Origin of the sequence: Flavobacterium sp. (assembly GCF_039916025.1) — a bacterium.
In the GTDB taxonomy this organism is placed as follows: domain Bacteria; phylum Bacteroidota; class Bacteroidia; order Flavobacteriales; family Flavobacteriaceae; genus Flavobacterium.
In genome coordinates this window covers 1-23,539 of the sequence record NZ_JBDSMB010000142.1, presented here as the reverse complement: position 1 = coordinate 23,539, position 23,539 = coordinate 1, and the positions used below count along the sequence as shown (strand labels likewise).

General features: G+C 34.7%; 32 protein-coding genes. 25 read left to right on the top strand and 7 right to left on the bottom strand.

From position 1 onward, the window contains the following. Positions 1-21 precede the first annotated feature (21 nt). Entirely contained in the window at positions 22-348 is a 327-nt protein-coding gene (locus tag ABIQ27_RS10380) for a VOC family protein (protein WP_348033825.1), read from the bottom strand. 66 nt (positions 349-414) lie between these two features. Between ABIQ27_RS10380 and ABIQ27_RS10375 the strand changes: the two genes are divergently transcribed. The 4 genes from ABIQ27_RS10375 (at position 415) to ABIQ27_RS10360 (ending at position 3,996) form a co-directional block, all read left to right on the top strand. Further along, positions 415-1,431, top strand: a complete 1,017-nt coding sequence (locus ABIQ27_RS10375) for a helix-turn-helix domain-containing protein (RefSeq protein WP_348033824.1) — start codon at positions 415-417, stop codon at positions 1,429-1,431. A gap of 413 nt (positions 1,432-1,844) precedes the next feature. Then, entirely contained in the window at positions 1,845-2,615 is a 771-nt protein-coding gene (locus ABIQ27_RS10370; RefSeq protein ID WP_348033823.1) for a helix-turn-helix transcriptional regulator, read from the top strand. Between the two features lie 80 nt (positions 2,616-2,695). Continuing rightward, positions 2,696-3,547, top strand: coding sequence for a VOC family protein (locus ABIQ27_RS10365; RefSeq protein ID WP_348033821.1), 852 nt, complete (start codon positions 2,696-2,698; stop codon positions 3,545-3,547). An 11-nt stretch (positions 3,548-3,558) separates the two neighbouring features. Next, the gene (locus ABIQ27_RS10360) at positions 3,559-3,996 is read left to right on the top strand and encodes a hypothetical protein (RefSeq protein WP_348033820.1); all 438 of its coding nucleotides are present in this window, start codon (positions 3,559-3,561) and stop codon (positions 3,994-3,996) included. A gap of 52 nt (positions 3,997-4,048) precedes the next feature. Here ABIQ27_RS10360 and ABIQ27_RS10355 read toward each other — a convergent pair whose 3' ends face one another. Further along, positions 4,049-5,536 carry a PLP-dependent aminotransferase family protein gene (locus ABIQ27_RS10355; RefSeq protein ID WP_348033819.1) on the bottom strand — a complete coding sequence of 496 codons (1,488 nt, stop codon included), beginning with the start codon at positions 5,534-5,536 and terminating at the stop codon, positions 4,049-4,051. Between the two features lie 115 nt (positions 5,537-5,651). Here ABIQ27_RS10355 and ABIQ27_RS10350 point away from each other — a divergent pair, with 115 nt between their 5' ends. The 6 genes from ABIQ27_RS10350 (at position 5,652) to ABIQ27_RS10325 (ending at position 10,188) form a co-directional block, all read left to right on the top strand. Further along, positions 5,652-6,554: an EamA family transporter gene (locus ABIQ27_RS10350; protein WP_348033818.1), complete on the top strand. Its 903-nt coding sequence runs from the start codon at positions 5,652-5,654 to the stop codon at positions 6,552-6,554. Between the two features lie 587 nt (positions 6,555-7,141). Beyond that, entirely contained in the window at positions 7,142-7,894 is a 753-nt protein-coding gene (locus ABIQ27_RS10345) for a hypothetical protein (RefSeq protein ID WP_348033817.1), read from the top strand. Positions 7,895-7,938: 44 nt separating this feature from the next. Continuing rightward, positions 7,939-8,388: an AraC family transcriptional regulator gene (locus tag ABIQ27_RS10340; protein ID WP_348033816.1), complete on the top strand. Its 450-nt coding sequence runs from the start codon at positions 7,939-7,941 to the stop codon at positions 8,386-8,388. Between the two features lie 50 nt (positions 8,389-8,438). Further along, positions 8,439-8,849, top strand: coding sequence for a VOC family protein (locus ABIQ27_RS10335; protein ID WP_348033815.1), 411 nt, complete (start codon positions 8,439-8,441; stop codon positions 8,847-8,849). A gap of 112 nt (positions 8,850-8,961) precedes the next feature. Beyond that, positions 8,962-9,657: an amino acid racemase gene (locus ABIQ27_RS10330; protein ID WP_348033814.1), complete on the top strand. Its 696-nt coding sequence runs from the start codon at positions 8,962-8,964 to the stop codon at positions 9,655-9,657. A 90-nt stretch (positions 9,658-9,747) separates the two neighbouring features. Continuing rightward, entirely contained in the window at positions 9,748-10,188 is a 441-nt protein-coding gene (locus ABIQ27_RS10325) for a GNAT family N-acetyltransferase (RefSeq protein ID WP_348033813.1), read from the top strand. A 9-nt stretch (positions 10,189-10,197) separates the two neighbouring features. On the opposite strand, the gene ABIQ27_RS10320 is transcribed toward ABIQ27_RS10325, so the two are convergent. Further along, a complete protein-coding gene (locus ABIQ27_RS10320; protein ID WP_348033812.1) occupies positions 10,198-10,548 on the bottom strand; it encodes a helix-turn-helix domain-containing protein in 351 nt (116 codons plus the stop codon). Positions 10,549-10,739: 191 nt separating this feature from the next. On the opposite strand from ABIQ27_RS10320, the gene ABIQ27_RS10315 reads away from it, so the two are divergent. The 15 genes from ABIQ27_RS10315 to ABIQ27_RS10245 all read left to right on the top strand — a co-directional run bounded on the left by ABIQ27_RS10315 (position 10,740) and on the right by ABIQ27_RS10245 (position 21,371). Then, on the top strand, positions 10,740-11,318 hold the full coding sequence (locus ABIQ27_RS10315) for a Crp/Fnr family transcriptional regulator (protein ID WP_348033811.1): 579 nt from the start codon (positions 10,740-10,742) through the stop codon (positions 11,316-11,318). A 276-nt stretch (positions 11,319-11,594) separates the two neighbouring features. Beyond that, positions 11,595-11,936: a VOC family protein gene (locus tag ABIQ27_RS10310; RefSeq protein ID WP_348033810.1), complete on the top strand. Its 342-nt coding sequence runs from the start codon at positions 11,595-11,597 to the stop codon at positions 11,934-11,936. A 327-nt stretch (positions 11,937-12,263) separates the two neighbouring features. Further along, on the top strand, positions 12,264-12,719 hold the full coding sequence (locus ABIQ27_RS10305; protein WP_348033809.1) for a GNAT family N-acetyltransferase: 456 nt from the start codon (positions 12,264-12,266) through the stop codon (positions 12,717-12,719). Between the two features lie 180 nt (positions 12,720-12,899). Then, complete coding sequence (locus ABIQ27_RS10300; RefSeq protein ID WP_348033808.1) at positions 12,900-13,208, top strand: antibiotic biosynthesis monooxygenase; 309 nt, start codon at positions 12,900-12,902, stop codon at positions 13,206-13,208. A 50-nt stretch (positions 13,209-13,258) separates the two neighbouring features. Next, positions 13,259-14,065: a hypothetical protein gene (locus ABIQ27_RS10295; protein ID WP_348033807.1), complete on the top strand. Its 807-nt coding sequence runs from the start codon at positions 13,259-13,261 to the stop codon at positions 14,063-14,065. Positions 14,066-14,072: 7 nt separating this feature from the next. Beyond that, entirely contained in the window at positions 14,073-15,230 is a 1,158-nt protein-coding gene (locus tag ABIQ27_RS10290) for a heparan-alpha-glucosaminide N-acetyltransferase domain-containing protein (RefSeq protein WP_348033806.1), read from the top strand. A 40-nt stretch (positions 15,231-15,270) separates the two neighbouring features. Further along, positions 15,271-16,128, top strand: a complete 858-nt coding sequence (locus tag ABIQ27_RS10285) for an alpha/beta hydrolase-fold protein (RefSeq protein ID WP_348033805.1) — start codon at positions 15,271-15,273, stop codon at positions 16,126-16,128. Positions 16,129-16,205: 77 nt separating this feature from the next. Further along, a complete protein-coding gene (locus tag ABIQ27_RS10280; RefSeq protein ID WP_348033804.1) occupies positions 16,206-16,625 on the top strand; it encodes a DUF1761 domain-containing protein in 420 nt (139 codons plus the stop codon). Between the two features lie 43 nt (positions 16,626-16,668). Then, positions 16,669-17,946 carry a retropepsin-like aspartic protease gene (locus ABIQ27_RS10275; RefSeq protein ID WP_348033803.1) on the top strand — a complete coding sequence of 426 codons (1,278 nt, stop codon included), beginning with the start codon at positions 16,669-16,671 and terminating at the stop codon, positions 17,944-17,946. Positions 17,947-17,994: 48 nt separating this feature from the next. Beyond that, positions 17,995-18,447 (top strand): DinB family protein, encoded by a 453-nt coding sequence (locus tag ABIQ27_RS10270; RefSeq protein ID WP_348033802.1) that lies wholly within the window; start codon positions 17,995-17,997, stop codon positions 18,445-18,447. Between the two features lie 122 nt (positions 18,448-18,569). Then, entirely contained in the window at positions 18,570-18,779 is a 210-nt protein-coding gene (locus ABIQ27_RS10265; RefSeq protein WP_348033801.1) for a hypothetical protein, read from the top strand. A gap of 19 nt (positions 18,780-18,798) precedes the next feature. Beyond that, positions 18,799-19,161, top strand: a complete 363-nt coding sequence (locus ABIQ27_RS10260; RefSeq protein WP_348033799.1) for a nuclear transport factor 2 family protein — start codon at positions 18,799-18,801, stop codon at positions 19,159-19,161. Positions 19,162-19,603: 442 nt separating this feature from the next. Next, complete coding sequence (locus ABIQ27_RS10255; protein ID WP_348033798.1) at positions 19,604-19,984, top strand: metalloregulator ArsR/SmtB family transcription factor; 381 nt, start codon at positions 19,604-19,606, stop codon at positions 19,982-19,984. 3 nt (positions 19,985-19,987) lie between these two features. Next, on the top strand, positions 19,988-20,476 hold the full coding sequence (locus ABIQ27_RS10250) for an SRPBCC domain-containing protein (protein WP_348033797.1): 489 nt from the start codon (positions 19,988-19,990) through the stop codon (positions 20,474-20,476). 4 nt (positions 20,477-20,480) lie between these two features. After that, the gene (locus ABIQ27_RS10245) at positions 20,481-21,371 is read left to right on the top strand and encodes an alpha/beta hydrolase (RefSeq protein ID WP_348033796.1); all 891 of its coding nucleotides are present in this window, start codon (positions 20,481-20,483) and stop codon (positions 21,369-21,371) included. A 641-nt stretch (positions 21,372-22,012) separates the two neighbouring features. On the opposite strand, the gene ABIQ27_RS10240 is transcribed toward ABIQ27_RS10245, so the two are convergent. The 4 genes from ABIQ27_RS10240 to ABIQ27_RS10225 all read right to left on the bottom strand — a co-directional run. Next, entirely contained in the window at positions 22,013-22,393 is a 381-nt protein-coding gene (locus tag ABIQ27_RS10240) for a hypothetical protein (protein ID WP_348033795.1), read from the bottom strand. A gap of 191 nt (positions 22,394-22,584) precedes the next feature. Then, positions 22,585-22,794 (bottom strand): hypothetical protein, encoded by a 210-nt coding sequence (locus ABIQ27_RS10235; RefSeq protein WP_348033794.1) that lies wholly within the window; start codon positions 22,792-22,794, stop codon positions 22,585-22,587. 212 nt (positions 22,795-23,006) lie between these two features. Further along, on the bottom strand, positions 23,007-23,258 hold the full coding sequence (locus ABIQ27_RS10230) for a hypothetical protein (RefSeq protein ID WP_348033793.1): 252 nt from the start codon (positions 23,256-23,258) through the stop codon (positions 23,007-23,009). Between the two features lie 90 nt (positions 23,259-23,348). Next, positions 23,349-23,539: hypothetical protein (locus ABIQ27_RS10225; RefSeq protein ID WP_348033792.1), on the bottom strand; the 191-nt coding region annotated here is incomplete at its 5' end.

Here is a 23,539-nt window from a genome sequence, read left to right as displayed (position 1 = left end):
ATTTCTTTGAATGACTACTACCTACTTCTGATGCAGACACAAACTATTTCCATACAGATCTTTAAGCCAGGCAAACTTACCCCACTGTGTTTCATCAATCTTACCTACCTCAATGCCCTTTCCTACTAAAGCTTTTATTTCAGACTTAATATCTTCTGTTTCAAAAATAATTCCTTGAAATTTTGCCAACGAAATGGTTGTTGTACTATTGGGTAATCCCATTTGAATCCAAGTTTCGCCATGTTCTGCGGGTGCTTCAACCAAAAGTTTAAAACCTAATTCAAGATAAAACTCTTTGGCTTTTTGTTGGTCCTTCACAGGAATCATAATAATTTCTACTGATTTCATAACTTGCTTTTTTTAAAGGTATTTTACAAAGATACTGAAGGTCAACAAACATAGAACTGGGTAAAAATGACAATCTTACCTGTTGATTACGACAGATGTTTAGTATATCTTAGCACTATGAAACACATCTCTATTTTACCATTATATGATGCTAACCTGTCCAGTATTGACAGTAGCCATCAGTTATTTTCAAGAGTAAATGACTTTTTAGCATTTCAAGGTAAAACACCGTTTTACAAAATAGAAATTGTTGGACTTTCAGAAAATACAAAGTCTTCTAACGGCCTGTATTCAATCTTTGCTGATAAAACCATCGATCAAATTAAAAAAACTGATGCCATTGTACTCCCATTGCTGTGTGGAGATTTTAAAAATGCAATATACGAAAACAAAGGATATACAAAATGGCTTACCTCTCAATATCAAAACGGTGCTGAAATTATTTGCCTTTGTGTAGGTTCCTTCTACTTGGCTTCTACCGGGCTTTTAAATAATAAAAAATGTGCGGTACATTGGGCAGCAACTAATGAATTTAAAGGAATGTTTCCCGATGTTAAAATAATAACTGAGAGTATTATTACAGATGAAAACGGCATTTACACCTGTGGTGGTGGATTTTCATATCTCAATTTACTACTCTACATATTTGAAAAGCATTTAGGTAAGGAAATTTCCATATTGGCGTCAAAAATGTTTGAAATTGATATTGAACGTAAAAGCCAAAATCCCTTCATGATTTTTATAGGGCAAAAAAAACATGGGGATGATATCGTGTTGCAGGCACAACAGTTTATTGAAAACAATCCATCCGCAACCCCAACTGTAGAAGAAATCTGTAATAAATTTTCCATTGGAAGAAGAACCTTTGAACGTAGGTTTAAAAAACACACAGGCAACTCTATTTTAGAATATACTCAACGGGTAAAAGTCGAATTTGCAAAGAAGCAACTCGAAGCAGGTATAAAATCAGTTAACGAAATCACCTACGAAACCGGATATAACGACATCGATGCCTTTAGAAAAGTTTTCAAAAAACATACAGACTTAACCCCGTCAGCCTACCGCAAAAAATTTACAGCTTAAAAAAATACAATTCCCTTGCTTAGATGTTTGCGAAATCCTGTATAGTATTATAAAAGACGAGTTTAAAACCCTAATTTTTGAAAAGGCTCCAACTCACCAACTTTGTAAATCTGAAACCCTGCAACTTTACTCAACCCACATTCCAATCTTCAAATGTCAACTTAAACTCCGCCTGCACTGAGCCTTTCGAAGTGCAGAAAGCACTTTTCCCTATTCATCAAATTTGCCATTCCCTCAAAGGCTGGAACTTACTCCTCTTCCCCTTCCCCCTATCATCTTTTATCTATCATCTATCAGTCTATTATCTATAATCTTTTCCTTAAATTTGCAATAACAACATATAAAAAAAAGATGAGAAAACTAATCGCTGGCCAATAATCAAAGCTAAAACAAACACAAAACCAACCTGATAAATGAACCATCGGTACCTAAACGTCAACCCCCACCTGTCAAAAAATATCAGAACAGTTTTGACATTGGAGAATAGATATAAAAACAACAATAATGATTTGCCTCTTTTCTCAAGCGGAATGGCGGCGCTCATTTGTAAAACCGAAAAAGACACAAACGGTAACGACAAGCTCATACAACTAACATTATTTAATAAAGCAATTCCCGAGGAGATTTGGAAGATAAATAAAGACACCACTATTATTGTCTATTTCTTTTTCCCTTTTGTAGTTGCTTCACTTTTCAATATTTCGGCAAACAAATTTAAAGTAGCCATTGACCTCCAATCTTGGAATGCCCATAAAACCAACGCGCTAAAAACACAGCTATTTTATTCCGACACAATTTTCCGTAAAATTGAAATACTTGACAACCTACTACTTAAACAAGTACGGGAAAACGGCAAAAATTGCGAAAGTATTCAATACGCTACAGATAAAATCATGTGCAACTCTGATAAATCCATCCTTTCCAATATTCAACAAGAACTTCAGTTAACCGAAAGAACCTTTCAGCGCTTATTTAAAAAGTTCGTTGGCATCACTCCCAATCAATACCGAAGAATATGCCAACACCAACTTTCATTCACGCAAGTAAAAGCTGGTAGGTTTGATTACCTAACTGATGTAGCTTACGATAACGGATTTGCCGACCAAAGCCATTTTATCCGATCATTCAAAGAATTTAGTAATACCACGCCAAACACCTATCTTAAAAAAGGTTTGAAGAAATAAAAATTACCTGTCGGTTTTATTCTATTCTCTAAGAAAAGTGATGCTTAATTTTGTATAATAATTTTTTAAAAATCCAAATCATGAAAGAAAAAATAACACCCTGCCTATGGTTTGATGGGCAGGCAAAAGAAGCAGCTGATCTATACTGTTCCATTTTTAAAGATGCAAAAATCACGTCCCAGTCTCCAATCGTAACTGAGATAAGCGCGTCAGGACAAAGCATTACATTGCTAGATGGTGGACCTATGTACCAGCCAAACCCATCCATCTCATTTTACTATACCTGTGAAGAAGAAACCGAACTACAACAAATTTGGGAAGCATTAAGTAACGAGGGAACTATAATGATGCCACTTGATAAATATCCTTGGAGTGAAAAATACGGATGGATTACAGACAAATTCGGAATCTCCTGGCAACTTTCTTTGGGAAAAATAAGTGATGTGGGCCAAAAAATCGCACCCTTCCTAATGTTTACAGGCAAAAACTGCGGACGAGCAGAAGAAGCTATTAAACACTACACTACAATTTTCAAAAACCCAAAAACTGAAGGAATTTATAGATATGATGACACTGAGTCTCCTAACAAAGAAGGAACAATAAAACACGCCCAAATAATATTAAATGACCAGACATTTATGCTGATGGACAGTGCAACTGACCATAAATTTAATTTTACCGAAGGCGTTTCTCTGACTATTCATTGCGAAAATCAAGAAGAAATCGATTACTACTGGGAAAAACTAACGGAAGACGGAGAAGAAAGTCGATGTGGTTGGCTGAAAGACAAATTCCAAGTATCTTGGCAAATTATACCCAACATCCTTGGCAAATTGATGAGCGACCCAAAAACTGTAGGTAAAGCAGCACAAGCGTTTATGTCTATGCGAAAAATAAACATCGAACAAATTGTTCAGGCAACAATAGAGTAACAAATGTAATTATGGAAAAGCAAACACTCAAAAGCATAGGAGCCATAGCTGCAGGATTTTTTCTAACGCTTATACTAACCATTGGTCTGGATATACTTTTAGAATCAACCGGAATATTCACTTCGACTAAAGAGCAGCAAATACAGGGTTTAAACACCCCATGGTTCTACATAATTGCAATAAGCTACAGAGTGATTTTTACAATAATTGGCGGCTACATTACTGCAAAATTAGCTCCCACAAAACCAATGAAACATGTCTTAATACTTGGAATCATAGGAACTGTCCTAGCATTAATCGGTAACATCGTAGGCCAATACATCCCACAGACAAAAAATGCTTTACCTCTTTGGTTTGCCATAGCACTTGTAGTAACCGCACTCCCATCAGTATGGATTGGTGGGAGATTAGCAACAAAAAATATAATCTCATCAAGTACCATCCTTTAGTAGGTCCTTAGCAGGATAGCACTTCTAAACATTATCTATTGAACACTTAAACCTACTTCAGCAAACCTTTACATATACTTCCAAGCAATTTCAAAGCACCTTCAACCCTCTCATCCCAAATCAGTCCATAGCTAAGACGCATGCAATTCCCATACTGTTTTTGAAGCGAAAACAACCTTCCCGGAGCAATACTGATTTTATGTGACATCGCAATTTTAAAAAGTTCCATTGTATCAATGCTCTTATTAAGTTCTATCCATAAAATAAAACCACCTTGCGGGTAGCTAACCTTAGTATCATGCGGAAAATGCTCAACAATACTACGCATAAATTGTAGAGAATTGCATTGTAAAGCGCTCCTTAATTTTCGCAAATGATTTTCATACCTTCCCGTTTCCAGAAAAATTGCAATGGCTTCTTGTGAAATTGTATTGGAAGATAAAGAATGATAGCGTTTAGTACGAAGCACTTTTTCCTTAAACTTTCCTGGTGCGGTCCATCCCACTCTATAGCCTGGCGCAAGTGTCTTTGATGCCGAACTGCACCACAATACCATTCCGCTTTCATCATAAGTCTTACAGCAACTCGGGCGACTCGAACCAAAATAAATATCACCATACAAATCGTCCTCAATAAGAGGTACATTATATTTTTCCATTAAACGCACCGCTTCCCGCTTATGTTCATCTGGCATACAACTGCCTAACGGATTACTGAAATTGCTTATCAAAATACAGGCTTTTACTTGCTTTTGCTGTAAGGCGTCTTTCAAAGCATCAAGTTCAATTCCGGTTGTGGCATTAGTGGGTAATTCAAGTACATGTAATCCCAAGCTTCGGGCAAGTTGCAGTAATCCAAAATAAACTGGACTTTCAACCACAACGGTATCCCCACTTTCAGTTACCGACATCAAACAGAAAGACAAAGCATTCATACAACCTGCTGTAGTAATAATATCGCTCTCATTTAAATTACCTTCCCAAGAAAAAGACTGACGGGCAATTTGTCTGCGAAGATTAGAATTACCCTGCGTAATCTCATAAAGTGTTCCTCCGGCGTCAAGTTCACGGATGGCATGCACCATGGCTTTATTAAGTTTTGCTATTGGCAGTAATGAGATTGCTGGTGCTCCCAACGAGAGAATAATATTGTTTTGATTATTTTGCGAATCTAGCACCTTGTTCACCAAGGCCTCTGTCTCTTCTGCTACATCTAAGCCTTGTGGATTACTTGTTTCGGGCACAGACGCAAGTTGTCGCTTCGAATAGCAAACATAGTAGCCGGATTGAGGTCTTGATTCAATTAAACCCTTTCCTTCTAATACATAGTAGGCCTGTAGTACACTATTCTTACTGATGCCATGCTCGCTGCAGGCTTCCCTAATAGAAGGGAGTTTGTCTCCAAGACGCAGCACATTATTTCTAATCTTAGCTTCAATGTTTCTGGCTATCCGTTCATAAATCAATTGTTTTTTTTCGATTTTTTCCATAATTTTAAAATCTGTACCCTGCAAAATTACAAAAATTGTATCTGTACTCATATAATTATTTGTTACAAATTTGTATTCGTTATGAATGACAAACAATTTAGGGTAATGAGTATCCACTTTTAAATGAAATTCATTCTAACTTAATTTTTCAAATCTGAAAAATACCATGCAGAACAAAAAGAAAGCTTACCTGGCGTTACTCATCGTATGTATATTTTGGGGAACCACTTACTTGGCAATAAAAATAGGGGTTGCAACCATTCCTCCCTTTTTATTTTCAGGTATCAGGCAATTAACAGCCGGAATAATATTATTGATCATCCTGCCACTATTTAAAATGAAATATTCATTCAATTGGCAAGATATTGGAAAGCAGGCAATTCCCGCCATTCTAATGATAGTATGTGGAAATGCGCTTTTGGGATGGGCAGAACAATACATTCCCAGTGGTCTAACAGCACTTATCGCTTCTGCAATTCCTTTATATGTTGCCATGATCAATTTTGCAGTTCCTCAGGTAAAACGCGTCTTCAGTTGGAAAATTGTGGTAGGATTGCTATTAGGAAGCATCGGCATTATATTGGTATTCAGAGATAATTTGTCAGACATTGCACAACCTGACTATTTCAACGGTATCCTTGTTACGCTCGGTGCTTCCTTTTGCTGGTCATTAGGAACCGTATATATGAAAAGAAGTTCTTTTCAAACGAATTCATTTGTAAACGCCGCATTCCAATTTACGATTGCTGGTCTCATACTAATGATTGTTTCACTAATTACCGAGGACTATAGCCACATTGAGGAAGTGACTACTAAAAGCTTATGGTCGCTAATCTATATGATATTTTTTGGTTCTATAATTCCATATATGTGCTATCTCTATGCTATTGAACATTTAAAAGTTGGAATAGTGTCGGTCTACGCTTATGTCAATCCATTCATAGCTCTTCTCCTTGGAGCTGCCATACTGCAGGAACGACTTACGTATACTACTGGTTTTGCATTTATAGCAACAGCTGGTGGAATCTATTGCATCAACAGCGGAAACAAAGTAATAATTAAAGTATGAAAAAGTAACGAAAATTTGACATCAAATACAAAGCAATCGATAAAATGATAAATAAGATAGGGAATTAAAATAATGGGAGGGAACAACACCACTTCAAGTCACTTTTAATCAACGGGACTTACTGATTTGGTTATGATTAGTAAACTAGATGACAGGAATAAGTTTGCCTCCTGCACATCGTGTTCCTTCCTCTAAGCCCCCTGTAAAAGGGGGTCTTTTTCTCTTCTTTTAAGCTTTGCAAAAAGATTTCAATTAAACATGCAAAATCATCATTCGTTCTTATTTAAACTTTTCTAAAATAGAGAATAAAAGGATTTTATCAATTCTAATCAAAGGAATTTAATTCAACAAGATTAAAAAATATTTTTTTTTGATTTTTATTCAACTGTAAATCAGTATTAGTATCCTTTAAGTAAGCAGGGAACAAAATTGTAAGTACTTGCATAGTGTATATAAGTGCTTTACTTTTCATTTAAAAAAAAATCGTAATAATTATGCAGGACTAGACATAAGCAGGTACCAATCGTAATATAGAAAGTAAAAGTCCGAAGAACACCAATTAACAATAATTAAAAAAAACAATAATCATGAAACTTACATTAATTACCACATTTCTTTTTCTTCAGCTAACCCATTCTACTTTTTCACAAGACATCAACAGCATACTTAACCATGAACTTAAGGCCGATGTGAGAAGTGATTCTGCAATTGATAATATTACAATCATCAATAAACTTTTTGATGATCCGCAAACTAAAGCCTCCACGAAAATCGTTGTTTTAAACAGTAACTTAATGGAGACTACATTGCTCGAGTATGACGATAACTTTAAAATGATTTCACGTTACAGTACACAATATGACGCTTCTGGCAAAAGGAGTATTGTATCCAAATTCGAAAATTTTTCAACGGAAACAGGATATTCTTCTCGTATGGAGTATTATGGTTATAATGATAAAGGAAACCTTGCCACGATTACTTGTAAAAATCGTACCGACAAAGCCCTTAAAAATGTAGATATTATATACAATCAGGAAGGGCATCCTATTGAATTGCTTATAACAACTACGTTTAATAATGATGTACCTACTAGCAATACAGAAAATAGCCCACATCGACAAATCACTGAAAAAATACAAATTCCTTCAGCAAAATTAAATGATTCTTCACTCGTGAAATATAATGATTTGGGAGATTTAGTAAAGGACGGTGAAATAGAATTCGAATATAAATACGACCGAAAATCCAATTGGATAAAAAAAACAAAGTATATTGTATCCAATGGAAAAAAAAGCAAGTTAGCAGAAGTTTTAAGAACCATAAAGTACCGACAAAGCTAACATGATAAAGTATAAACAAATAATTGCTTAAAATTCAGTAAAAAATGGCAACCGATAAATATCCAAATTTTTATCTTTATAAACGGATAGTTCAAGCTAAACTATTTATTGATACTAACTATGATCGGAAAATTGAAATTAGCCACATAGCAGATGCAGCTCATTTTTCCAAATTTCATTTTATAAGGGTATTCAAAAAAACGTATGGTAAAACACCACACCAGTACCTAATTTCCGTTCGGATTGATATGGCATTACTCTTGTTTAAAAATGGTGTACCTGTCTCTGAAGCGTATTATTTGGTTGGCTTTGAAAGTCTAACTTCTTTTAGCGCACTTTTTAAAAAGGAGATGGGTACATCACCGTCTTCTTTCTTAAAACAGCATATAATTCGTAAACAAGAAATTAAACAGAACCCCTTAAATTATGTTTCAAGTTGCTTTGCCTATAAATTAGGTTGGTCAAAAAATAGCAATTTTGAAGAAGTACAATAGAAGCGGTATCAATAGCTTTGCTTCAACTAGTAACTTTAATTTTAAAAAAAATGATTAGAAAATTAACATTCAGTACCGTTTATGTTTTAAACCAGGAAAGCGCTTTCGATTTTTATGTAAATAAACTTGGATTCAAAGTGCACACAGATGCTCAATTCGGAAAAGATAACAGATGGCTAACGGTAACCGCGCCTGAACAACCTGAAGTAGAGATTTCTTTATTACTTGTTGCCGAAGGTGAAATGATTTCCAAGGAGGCAGTGAAGACCTTAACCGAATTAATTCAGAAAGGAACATTTGGATACGGTGGATTTGAGTGTAATGACATTTACGCAACTTACGAAGAATTAAAAGGAAAAGGTGTCGCATTTGCACATCCGCCAAAAGAAGAATTCTATGGCATAGCCACTGTTTTTACAGATGATTCAGGGAATTGGTTCTCGTTAACCCAAAAACAATAATTTAAAAAATTTGTCCCATTAACTTCAAAATATTGTGTTCTCACTATTTTGGAAAAATTATCTACAAACAGCCAATAATTTAAATAAAAACAATCAAAAAAAAATACATGGCATGAAAAAAATTGGACTTATCGGTGGAATCAGTTGGACTTCAACTATAGACTACTATCGAATTATTAACGAGAAAGTCAATGATAGGCTCGAGGGTTTAAATTTTGCCGAATGTTTAATTTATTCCGTAAACTTTAAAGACTTCGCAACAGCTACATCAAATCATGATTGGGAGGCAACATTTCAATTGCTGTCAGCTCCGGCAGTAGCACTTCAGAATGCTGGAGTAGAAGCATTGCTACTTTGTGCAAATACAGCACATATTGTAGCTGAAAAATTGGGCGCAATGCTTCGAATTCCAATAATTGATATCCGTCTGGAGACCATTAAGATAGTCAAGGCCCAAAAACTAAAAAAAGTTGGTCTTCTGGGAACGATTTATACTATGGAGCTTGATTTTTATAAGAGTAAGTTTGCCGAAGCAGGAATCGAAATTGTAATACCTGAAAATAGGTCGGATCGGCTAATGATGGAAGATACGTTGCTAAATGAACTTGGAAAAGGTATAATGATAAACGAAACAAAACAAAAATATTTGGCAATAATTGACCAGTTAATCGCTTCCGGAGCCGAAGGGATAATTTTAGGATGCACAGAAATCCCACTACTCATAAAATCAACCGATGTTGCAATTCCCATATTCAATACAACGGCCATTCACGCAGAAGCTGCTGTTAAATTTGCTTTAGAGGAATAACAGATTAAACTCAAATTGACAGGATTCAATATTAAATTAATTTATCCGGTCTTAAAATGATAAAACAATTTATTTTTTAATTACTAAATCATGATTATTAGAAAAGCAGATATTAATGATATTGACCAACTGGCACTCCTATTTAATAACTACCGGATATTTTATGGAAAAGATAGTGATGTTAATGGCGCACAACAATTTTTAACAGAACGGATTGTAAACGCCGATGCTGTTGTTTTTGTTGCAGAGAACGAGAAACTTTTAAAGGGGTTCGTGCAGCTTTACCCACTCTTTTCATCAACAAATATGCGCCGATTATGGTTATTAAACGACTTATTTGTTGTTGAATCCCAAAGAGGAAAAGGAATATCGGTGCAACTAATCAACTGTGCCAAAACACTTGCTAAAGAAACTGAATCTGCAGGACTGATGTTGGAAACAGCAAAAACAAATATAATAGGGAATAAATTGTATCCGTCAACTGGTTTTATTTTAGATGATCAACATAATTATTATACATGGGAGCCTTAAGTATCAAAACTATACAGCTGCGGCTATTTGTTTTTCTCCCCATATCCGCATTTGATCAACAAAAGGCACGAGTTCCATTCCACTCTCAGAAAGCGAGTATTCTACCTTTGGTGGTACTTCATGATATACTTTTCGGCTTACTAAATCGTCCTCTTCTAATTCCCTTAAAGTTTGTGTCAACATTTTTGGCGTTATTCCTTCTACAACTCTTTTTAACTCTCCATAGCGCAAAAATCCATCTTTTAGATACCAGATAATTCTGCCTTTATATTTTCCTCCAATTCGTTGAAAAGCGTAATCAACTGGACAATAATGGTTGCGTTTCGAATAATTTTTTATATTGTATTTTTTTAAAGGCACTGAAATTCAGTATTAGTATCATTTTAGTAACTAGGTTACAATCTAGTACGTACTTGCAGTAAATATAGTAATTCTTTATCTTTCTGAAAAAAAATTAAAGAAAAGACACTCACTTCGAGCTGACGATTATAAAACGAAGCGAAACCTTAGAAACTGTCCATAAAACAAATAATATAAATATACTATGCAAAATGAATACAGATTTTTTTAATTATATCTATAATCACCCATTAATAAGCGGTAATGATTTAAAACAAATTGCGGAGGCACACCAAAAAGTCCAATTTATTAAAGGAGATATAATTTTGGAATGCGGAAAAATAGCAAATGAATATTATTTGATTGAAAATGGCTTGGTACGAGTATTTGTCTACGATTATAATGGAAATGAAATAACCACCGACTTTCACGGAGATAGTGAAGTATTAATTGAAGTTTCTTCCTTATTTCAAAGAGTACCTACAAAAGAAATTATGGTTGCTATTACGGACGTGACCGCCTGGAAAATTGATTTTGAAACATTTCAAGAATTATTTCACAAAATAGAAGGTTTTCGTGAATGGGGAAGATCTTGGATGTCTCAACAATTATTTATAGCAAAAGAACGTGCGGTCATAATGCATACAAAAAGTGCTTCAGAAAGGTATATAATATTAACAAATGAAAAACCTGAAATTATACAAAAAGCACCAATAAAATATATTGCATCATATTTAGGAATAACAGATACATCGTTAAGCCGAATAAGAAAAGAAATTCTCAAAAATTAGTTTTTTCTTGTCATATGACAAGAAAAAACTGTATCTGAATTTTTACTTTTGGCACACTACAAGCATACAAATAACGATAATTAAAAAATTAGAAATTCGATTCAACATATTTAATGTTTTGGTCGCTTGTTACATTTCTTATCACATAAGTAACACAAAATGAAACTAATAATAAAAAAATAAAATATGGCACTGATCAACCCTTACATCAACTTCAACGGAAATGTAGAAGAAGCTTTCAATTTTTACAAATCAGTATTTTGAGGAGATTTTACTATGATTACACGTTTTAAAGATTTGTCAAGTCCCGGATTTCCCATAGGTGAAAAGGATGCAAATAAAATAATGCACATTGGATTAAGCATTGGTAAGAATATATTAATGGGTAATGACGTTCCTGAAAGTATGGGTGTTGTAAATGAAAATGAAAATAGATCCAAAATAGCAATCAGCGCTGAAAGTCGAGAAGAGGCAGATAAGTTATATAACGGACTTTCAGCAGGGGGAAGCATTGAAGCACCAATTGGCGATAGTCCTTGGGGCTCCTATTTTGCAATGTTTAGAGATAAATACGGTATTGAATGGATGGTGGATTTTAACCCAAACAATATCGAATAAAAAGGCACTGGAGACGATAAACAGCTAGTCGGCCAAAAGGTTGCTTAATCATAGGGAATTTTTTACTCAAATAATAGTTTGTGCATGTATCTAGTTTTAGCGTATGGTGGTGTGGCGTTTGAATATTGTGGCAGGAATAAATGAAGAAATGTATTGGATTACAATTGACAAACAATAATAACGGGCTACTTACTCTAGCAAGTCATGGTAATTTTTTAAAGGATATTTAAATTTAACTGGACGTAACCGAAAACTGCGCGAACAAAATATTAAAGAGAGGTACGCCCTTAACTTTTAATCAACCGTAAGAAATAAATAAGTATAGAAATGGAAACCTCTATTTTTCTTAAGACAGACCGACTTTTAATAGAACCACTGACCGTAGATGACAGTAACTTTATTCTTGAATTAGTCAATACAGAAAACTGGATTAGGTTTATAGGAAACCGAAATGTGACGTCAATAGCAGAATCAACTAATTACATTCAAAAAATAATTGACAATCCAAATACGACTTACTGGGTGGTTAAACAAAAGGACAATCAAAAACCAATAGGCATAATTACACTCATTAAGCGTGAGTATTTAGAACATCATGATATTGGTTTTGCTTTCCTACCTGATTCAGCTAATAACGGGTACGCATATGAAGCTACAAGTAACATTTTAAAAGCTATTATACACAATTTAAATCTCACCGATATTCTTGCTGCAACAGTCCCTGAAAATATAAGTTCAATTAAGCTACTAAAAAAAATTGGGCTATTCTTTGACAAAAAATAGAAGTTGACAAGGCAACCTTGTATATATATGGAGTTTCAACCGACAAATTAAATGCAAATAAATTCAATAGTGCCGACAATTAGAATCGGAAAATTTTTTGCTTTCAATATATTGCTATATCAACATGAAGTACTTTTCAACATACAACAAAAAGGAGAATAACATTAAAATCCAAAAGATATGATCGCAAGAATTTGGCATGGTAAAACAAGTGATGCAGACTTTGATGTGTATACAGAATTTTTAAAACAAATCGCAATTCCCGATTACCAAAGGACAATGGGTTTTAAAGGACTTTCGTTTTTGCGGCAAATCAAAAATGGCGAAGGACATTTCAACTTGATTACTTATTGGGAAGACCTAGAAGTGATAAAAAACTTCGCGGGACAAGATTTTGAAAAAGCAAAATATTATCCGGAAGACCAGAATTTTCTTTTAGAGTTTGAAGTTAAAGTGCAACACTTCGAAGTTTTTGCACACATAGGATAATTAAAACATTTAGTATTTGTCCAAATTAAGGAGTACCAATAAAATAAACTATGAAAAACTCAATTCCGATATTTTTTTTCTCTCTCGCCATTGTCACTTGTTACTCATTTGTAGTAATAACATTTGTACCTAAGAGAAAGGGAAACCAAGTTACAAAAACCACTCCAATTGGCGTAATTGAACTGCGTAACTATTTGATAAAAAATAAACAAGCTAATGCTTTCAATACTTATTTTACAGAGCACTTTCAAAAGCCAATGCAGGATATGGAGGTTTCTGTTTTAGGAAAATTCAAGATAAAAAATGATGAAAATCATTTTGTCTGGATAAGAGGATATGAAAATGGGGCACAACGAGTAAAATTTCTTAACGATTTTTATTATAAAAATAAAGAGTGGATAAAATATAAGAAAGGTGCCAACGAATTGATTGGAAATTCAGATAATGTGTATTTGTTAAAACCATTTCTTAGCGCTGAAAATCAAGGAATTTCTAGTGGAACAATAAGCAGTGCGATATTCAATAACGAAAAGTCATTTGTTGTAGTTGATTTTTATATTGCAAATACAAGACTTAATGAACTGAAAGCATTTTTCGATAAGGAATATTGCCCTATATTAAAATCAGTAGGGATGGAAACCACGTTGTGGGTAAGTGTAACTGAAGAGAATGATTTTCCGCAACTTCCTGTTTTTCAAGACAAAAATTTGCTTGTAGCTATTACGTTTTATAAAAATGAGAATGACTATAAATCGAAAAGCAAATTACTCAATGCAGCAACATCTAATCAGCTAAAAATTAAGATGCTTGATATCGTTACAACCCATCAAAGTATGGAACTTAACCCATTTAAATAAGTTGAAAATGAAAAGAATTGAAAGTATCGACATCATGAGAGGATTTGTAATGATTTTGATGACACTGGATCATACCCGGGATTTATTGCATATTACATCTACAATCCAACAACCAACGGATCTCTCAACAACTACGCCCTTACTTTTTTTCACACGATGGATAACACATTTATGTGCACCGACCTTTGTTTTTTTATCAGGTGCCTCTGCATATCTAGCAGCTAAACGCAAAAATAATCATTCCGAAAGTAAACGGCATTTAATGACGCGAGGAATATGGCTAATTGTTTTAGACTTAACATTAGTTAACTTCGGAGTATGGTTTGACATTCATTTTAACGTATTTCTTTTTGATGTAATCTCTGCCATTGGTGTCGGCTTTATTGTCCTCAGTTTATTATTGAATACTTCTCCAAAAACCATCGGTATAATTGGAGTGTCAATTATTGCTTTGCACAATCTTTCACCACTTATTCCTTTTGCCGAAACTTCGTTATTCAAAACTGTTTTGATGCCTTTATTTGCTCCAGGTGCTTTTCCACTTGGTGGTGGGGTTACCTTTGTTATGGGCTACCCTCCAATTCCATGGCTTGGAATTATATTAGTTGGATTTTCCGCAGGGCGATTGTTTGAGCAACCAGAAGCTTTTAGAAAAAAAATATATTTGAGATTAGGAATATTATCATTACTAGTGTTCACTTGTATTAGGTTTATCAACATATATGGGGATGCAGTGCCCTGGGACAAAAAAACAAATACGCTATTCACATTCCTATCCTTTATAAATGTGACTAAATATCCACCATCACTTTTATTCAGCTTGCTGACGTTAGGATTTATGTTTCTGATACTTTTTGTTATTGAAGGTTCACGAAACCGCTTTACTGCAATTGCGACGGTTTTCGGAAAAGTTCCATTGTTTTATTTTCTCATTCACTGGTACATTATCCATCCTATCGTATTCATAATGGCTTATTTCCAAGGATTTAAATCATCTGATTTTTTATTTGGATTTAATTTTGGAAGACCCAACGGAAGTGGTGTTAAATTAGGAATGATTTACTTCATATGGATATTGGTACTCTTAATACTCTATCCAATTTGTAAAAGTTACGGTGGCTACAAAGAAAATCATAAAGAAAAAAAATGGCTTGGTTATCTTTAATATGCCTAAAACAAGTAATAAATTTTAATACAAATTACTAATGAAAATAGTTATATCAATACTACTACTGGGCTATGCAACAATTTCGTTTTGCCAGACAAATGGTGGACAAACAAAACCCTTTGTTCTAGGAGTTATCGACGAAATACAGTCAAAAGAACTTTCAGAAAAAAGAATACTGAACATCTATTTACCGGAAGGCTACAATACTAAAGATACGCTGAAATATCCTGTTGTCTATCTATTGGACGGCTCGGCAGATGAAGATTTCATTCACATTACTGGACTGTATCAATTCAATACTTTCGAATGGATTAATCGTGTACCTAAATCAATAATTGTCGGAATTGCCTCCGTCGACAGAAGAAGAGACTTTACATTTCCGACAACTATCAAAGAAGATTTAAAAAATTATCCCACAACAGGTCATTCAGAAAACTTTATAAATTTCATTGAAAAAGAACTACAACCCTATATTGAAAAAAAATACAAGACAAACAACTCCAAGACAATAATCGGACAATCATTGGGAGGGCTTTTAGCAACAGAAATTTTATTTACACGACCGCAATTATTTAACCAATATATTATTGTAAGTCCAAGTCTATGGTGGGACAATGGGTCACTGTTAAACAACGAAGCTGCTAAACTTAAAAAAACAGCAGCTGCGCCAACTAAAATTTATATCGGTGTTGGAAAAGAAGGGCTGACACCAACAAAAATTCCCAGAGTGATGGTCACTGATGCTAATCTGCTTGCTGAAAAAATAATAAAGATGAAAAACGATAGCATAAAAGTATACTTTGATTATCTGCCTGCAGAAGATCATGCCACTATAATGCATCAGGCAGTATCAAATGCCATAAAACTTTTAAATCCAACGTCAGACGATAAATAATAGAATATGGGGCTTAACTGTGTAAGCGATATAATCAATAAAAAAAACGAACAATAATAAATTTAAAATTGAAAATTATGATGCATATTAATTTAGTAGCTGTGAGTGTTGCAGCGCTAGTTGCTTTTATTTTAGGATTTCTTTTTCATGGTCCAGTATCTGGAAAATTGTGGATGAAATTGGCAAATATTCATCCAACAGGAAACGAGAAATTCAAAGACATGATTCCGCAAATGTTATGGAATTTACTGGCCCAATGGGTAACTGCTTTTGTTTTGGCAGTTATTTATCTTTTTGCTTCCTCGTCGCCTTATCTGTATGGAAGTGGCATTTTAAGTGGAGTTGTTCTATCTATTTGGCTTTGGCTTGGATTTTTAGTCACTTCGTCTTCCATTGAGGTAATTTGGATGGGACGAAATTATAAATTATGGCTATTTGAAGCAGTCTGCTCACTTATCGTAATGATAACAATGGGAGCAATAATTGCCTGCCTTTAAAAACAGTAGTACCACGCATCGCTCAGTAACAAAATAAAATGAAATGATTATAGCAACAAAATTGGCCATTGTTCTTACTGCTGTCTTTCTTTCCTCTTTTTTAGAGGGTCAAGAAAACAAAAATAGTGCGGAGTTCGCTAAGATTTATAGTTTTATACAACACCAAAACTATTTCAAGGCACGCGATGAATACGCTGCTAATAAAGAAGTTTTGTCTGCACCTTTTCAACTTCTAACCGAAGTGATTCTAGACAATGCTTTTAATCGATGTGCCTATTCGCAAAAAAAAATCACAGAGTTACTAAAAGACGGAAGCATAATTGCAGATTCATTAAAGTTAAAAATGTTGAAAATTAAAACAGACAACGCCATAAAATTATTTCAATATAAAGATGCAAAAAATACTATAGCCATCATTTTGGCTCAATTTAAATCGGCTCTTAAAAGAGAAGAAATTGCTGATTTTGAAAACAGCTTTAAGATATGGTCGGCATTAGAAAATGTTGCTCCACAACAGGTTACCATTACAAAAAATACGGTTTTGAAAATGACAAAAGATACTGCCGGTTTAAAGAACCTAAAAGTCTCAGCTAATAGTGAGCCAATAAATTTCATTTTTGATACGGGAGCCAATTTATGCACTACGACACAATCTGCTGCAAACCGGTTCAATATGAAACTTTTTAAAACGGAGATAGAAGTTAATTCAATTACAGGTAATAGTGTAAAGGCTCATTTAGCTGTATGCAAGAAACTAACCGTAGGTAATATAACAATTGAAAATGTAATTTTTCTAGTAATGGCCGACAAAGAATTGGCATTTGAACAAATAAAGTACCAAATAAATGGTATACTCGGATTCCCAGTGATTGCTGCGCTAAATGAAGTAAAAATAACACGGGATGGAGATTTTATAGTTAGTAAGAATGCTGCCATTTTCAATGGAAATTCAAATATCGCAATGGAAGAACTAACTCCAATAGTAGATATACAAGGAGCTCCTTACACTTTTGATACTGGCGCTGATCATACTACACTATACCATGCGTTTTATCTCAAGCACCAGGAAGAAATAAATAAACTTTATAAACCACAAAAAATAAAATATGGAGGAGCTGGTGGTGTCGTTGAATCAGACGGGTTTTTGGTAACACATACTTTTGATATTGCAGGTCAAAAAGTAGCCTTAGACAGCATCCACCTTTTAAAAGAAAAAACAAAACCCGACGAAAAAGTATTTGGAAATATTGGGCAGGATGTTATCCAGCAATTTGAATCAATGATCCTTAATTTTAAATACATGTATCTAAAATTCGAGTAATCTCATCTATTTCGCAACTACCTTAAAAATAAATATACATTAAAAAAAATGATCGAAGAAGTACAATTTGCAATAGAAGAATTCGCAGAAATCTTAAATGAAATTCCTGCAATACTATTTTCAATAAAAGAAGAAGATATGGTTTTTGCAAAGAATGAAACACAATGGAGTAAGAAGCAAATAATTGGCCACCTCATTGACAGTGCGTGCAACAATCATCAAAGATTTATTCGTACTCAATACGAAAATATACCGCTAATTTCTTATGACCAGAATAAATGGAACCAGTATGGGTGCTATACTGAAGCAGCTACCAAAAATCTTATTGATTTATTTATAGCATATAACCTGCACCTCCTAATAATTATGCGTGGCATCGACAATGAAAAGCTACTACTGAAATGCAGTACCGGAGGAGAAATAAATCTCACATTAGGTTTTATGATTATCGATTATGTAGCGCATTTAAAACACCATATTTGTCAAATTCTCCCCGGTTGACAATCAGGCTCAGGAAATAAATTAGAAGTACAATAAGCCCTAACAATAAACGAGGTGTAACAAAGAAAGATTTACATTAACATCGAGCAACTTATAAAATAGTAAGTAATAGTATTTATAAAATGATTTACGTTTTCAAAACATCAGTCAAAAATAAAAAACAGAGTCTTAAACTGAAACCGCATATTGATAAAATATTGCCAAAAGCCCAATGGAATTTTGATCTGGAAGATTGCGACAAAATATTGCGTGTAGATAGTAAAGAACCAATAGTCTCAGCAGTAATCGAGTTACTGGAAACTCATAATTACTATTGCGAAGAGTTAGAATAACAATGTAAAAAAAACGGAAATGATAACAAAAGAAATTGCCGGCGCCTTTGCCAAAGAATGGGTCGATGCATGGAATTCACATGACATTGAAAAAATACTTTCGCAATATTCAGAAGATTTTACGATAGAATCACCTATGGCAGTAAAACTATATCCTCAAAGCAAAGGAATTGTTAAAGGTAAAAGTGAAGTACGAAAGTATTGGACCATTGGTCTCGATAAAAGTCCAGATTTAAAGTTCGAACTTTTAGAGGTTCTTGTTGGGATAAACAGCATTAGTCTTTACATCTATAATAGTGCGTCAAAAAGAAAATCAGTCGAACTAATGAGTTTTAATCAGGAAAATAAAGTCAACAAAGCTATTGTGACATATTCTGAATAAGCCTTAAAAGATTGGCAACAAATAGTTAGCACCAATAACGATAATATTTAAAAAAAGGAAGGGAACAATTACAGCTTTGTTATCAGTTATGAGTTAAGAACTGCTGTGGTTATAATTAGTAAACGAGATGTCAGGACAAACGTTTGCCTCCTGCACATTGGGTTCCCTTCCCCTAAGACCCCTTAACAGGGGTCTTTTTTTATGAAATCAATAATTATTATAATTACTAAAATAGGCATTTATTTGATATGAGGTGCTATTGCATAATAAATGAACGAAAATCTTTAAAATAGTTCATAATTCATATCGTATTATAACAACGTCATACGCTCAACCTGACATAAAGACAACTAATAATAAATATAGCAATGAATATTTTTTGTTAAATAATTTGCGCAAGTAAATACTTGCGCATATATTTGCAAGCAGATACTTGCATATTATGGATACCCGCAGAGATGTTTTTCAGGCAATAGCCGACCCAACCCGTAGAGAAATTATAGGAATGATAGCTCGACAACCCTGTAGTGTGAATACAATTGCGGAACAATTTGATGTTACTCGACAGGCTATTTCATTGCATATCAAAATTCTTTCCGAATGTGGATTGCTAAACATTAAGCAATCAGGCAGAGAACGTGTATGTGAAGTAAAATTTGAAAAATTAAATGAAGTTAACGAATGGGTTCAGCAATATCAAAAATTGTGGACAGGAAAATTACAAGCACTAAAATCTTTTGTTGAACAGGAAGAATTGCAATCAAAAAAAATAAAGCCGTCAATAAACAAAACAACTTCAGAAAAAAGTAAAGCAAAAAAATAAGAAATGGAAAATAATTTAAACAACAACGAAGTATTTATAGAAGAAACTATTAACGCAGGAATTGATAAAGTTTTTCAGGCTTGGACAGATCCAAAAAAATTGGTAAAATGGTACGCTCCCGATGGTTGCACCATTAACTTTAAAGAACTCGATATTAAAACAGGTGGGAAATTCCATTGTTGCATTTCCAATCCTCAATATGGAGATTGTTGGTGCATCGGAGAATATAAGGAAGTCGTGCCCAATATAAAATTGGTTTTTACAATGATTAATGCAAATGAGAATGGCAATCCTATAAATCCTGTTGATATTGGAATGGACAGCGACTGGCCGGGAGAGACACTTGTAACAATAAATCTAACAGAAGATAAAGGAAAAACCAAATTGCAATTACGACAGACTGTTTCGCAGGAACTGGCAAAAAAAACAGGTGCTTACCCAAGCTGGCTGCAAATGTTAGACAAAATGCAAACTTTACTCACTCAAATCTGATAAAATGAAAAGAACAGTTATATATGCTGCTGTAGTAATTCTGACGTTAGCATCGTGCATTAATAAAAGTCAATCAGAGCAAAACACTAGTGGAAAGAATGCAATAATAAAAGACTCCCCCACGTTCCAAAATGGATTTTCTGAAGTCAATGGAATTAAAATTTACTATGAGATTTATGGACACGGAAAAGCACTTATTCTTATCCACGGTGGTGGTTCAACAATTCAGACAAATTTCGGGAAAATCATTCCACTACTGGCTAAAAGTAGAAAGGTAATTGCCGTTGAATTACAAGCTCACGGACGCACAAGCGACAGAAATACAGAACTTACATTTGAACAGGATGCTGACGATGTTGCTGCACTGCTCAAAAACTTAAATATAAACAAAGCGGACTTCTTTGGTTTTAGCAACGGCGGGACAACTACTTTACAAATTGCTATCCGGCACCCGGAAATAGTTGGCAAAATGATTTTAGGTTCAGCGCTTGCCAAACGAAATGGAGTTTATGACTGGTTTTGGGACCATATGAAACAAGCTAAGTTGGAAAATATGCCTGTTCAGCTGAAAGTAGGATATAAAAAAGTTGCAGCAGACACAAATGGATTACAGGTGATGCACGACAAAGATGTAAGTAGAATACTTAATTTCAAAGATATTTCAGACGATCAAATTAAAGGAATTAAACAACCCACCTTAATTATAATAGGTGACAAAGACGTTATTACGCCCATACATGCAATTGAATTACACAGCCAAATTGCAAACTCAGAATTAGCAATAATTCCAGGTGGACACGGAGAATACATCGGAGAAATGACAACAATAAAATCTGACTTTAAAGAAAGTGATCTTATCGTACCAATTATTGAAAAATTTCTAAACAAAAAATAACAGCATCTGCTTACATCCGTTTCGCGTTATTGGAATTTTACGGTTAGTTCACATTTGTATCTCGTATGTACTTTTACCTTTAGCAGAAAATAATAAGTTTTGACCCTAACAACTCCCGCTAAGCAGAAGAACTTAACCATATCGCTAAAATTCAACCTAGTAAAATTCTAATGTGGTTCCCATGCTTAGCTGGAGAAATAAATAGTAAGCAATTTTGTAAGAGTCTTAAAATTGCCGTTTGTTGCCAATCCTTCCCAACGCTCCTAAAAAAATTACCGTCACAGTAATTGGTCAATAACTCGTACACTGCGTGACTTGCATCGGACATGCTCCCAGCATTGGCGAACTCCTTTAAAAACAAATAAGAGGGCTGTGAGCAAATTTTTTCTCCCAAGCTTCTTTACATAATGTAGCATTATAGCTCTAAAGAGACCATTTTTCTTTAGGAACAGACATTTATACTTTCTTACACTTCACCTCCCGCACACGAGCGAAGCGACTGCCGAAGGAATCCACTTTATCTTTTTCCTTTCAGGAAAAAGGATGCCGTTCCACACGAGCAAAGCGACTGCCGAAGGAATCGGGGCTATTAACAAACAATGTTACAATATCGTCGAAATAACTCGGTTCCATTAATTGGATTACGAGGCCGTTGTACTTATGATTCGTATTGTGCTGTAATTATACTCCGGCATTGAATCCTGTTCGCCATCTTCGTCAGCAAATAGTGCCTGCACCCCATCCAAAAACTCCGGTACATCATTTGGCAGCAGTTGTATCGCCAGTTCCATGATATTGGCCAAATCAATATTCGGGTTTCCCACGGTCGAGGATACATACGGTTCTTCCGTCAGCAGCGCGACGGTGCAGAGCTTCATCAAATCCTGTACAGTTCCATATAATGAAGCATACCCTGAAAAATTCACAGTCACCTGCCATACCCCTTCCCTATTCGGGTGTGCTTTCATCCCGGCCAGCAGCCAATCTGCTTTAGCTCTTATTTTTTCAATTTTGTTTTCCATAATCATAATCAGTTTTGTAGTGATATTGGAACAGTCAGAAATATATTTTCCAAAATAAACTCTTCTTCCGGCGCTTCGCCGGGTTCCAAAACAGCTTCCCGAATTTTATCCAAAAAATCCATTTCCTCATAAGGCAACAAATCCAGAACAATTCCAAGTACACCACTTATATTTGAGGTCGGTTCAGCTATTCAGGAACAGTTCTCCGTCTGTACTCCTTCAAGAGCCAGCAGGCATACCTTAACAATATCAGCAATCAGGAACATCACGTCTGAATATCCGGAGAGGTTCAATTGAATAGTGTCCCGTTTCTTTTTTATATTCTGAGATTCAAGCAGTACAAAATGCTTGGCTGCCATTTCGCGCAAAGCGGGTGGCAAGTGTGTAATTTGATTTGTCATGACGGTATAGATTTAGTGTATTGATTTTCTAATCGATTGAGTTCAGGAAGTACGATTTCATTGGCTTGATGCAAAAACACCTGACAAGCATCTAGTAACCACAGAAAATCCTGTTCAGCGGCATTAAGCCTATTCCAATGATTGAGCATAGCCGGCGGAGCACAAAGCATTTTATAACGTTTGATAGCTTCCGGTGTTTGTTGGTAAAATAGTTACGCAGGTAAGGCTGTAAAATGACCACACAACTGTAACAGGTATTTCAATCCAAATTCATTTGGAGTATACCCTAAGAACACTCTTAACAACCCCATCGCTAGCTGAGTGGCGGCAGTATTCAACAACGCTATTTTACAAAGCGTAACTTCTAATTGCTCACTTTCAGTAGCAGCTTGCAAGTTAAATTGTGCTACAGCAACACATTTCAACCAATACGTTCTGTCAGCTTCAACATCCCTAGCTGGCATATTGTTGAGCAGATAAGGTGGCGCAGTTGTATCTAAGCATAGTCGTTGCCCGTATCGCAAAACGTTGTCAAAGAACCATTGTTGCCCAGATTATTTAGTGATTAAGTCATTAGCTTTATGCAGTAGCACCGATGCAGTAACGGATTTATTGGAACTTTCAGCTATTGCATTGGCAATATTCGAACCTCCATTTTGAAAAGCTTTGTTTGAAAAAACAACAAGATAAAAGTGGTGACTTGAACTTCCATCATTAGTTTGAGCCAATAAAAGACTACTTGCCG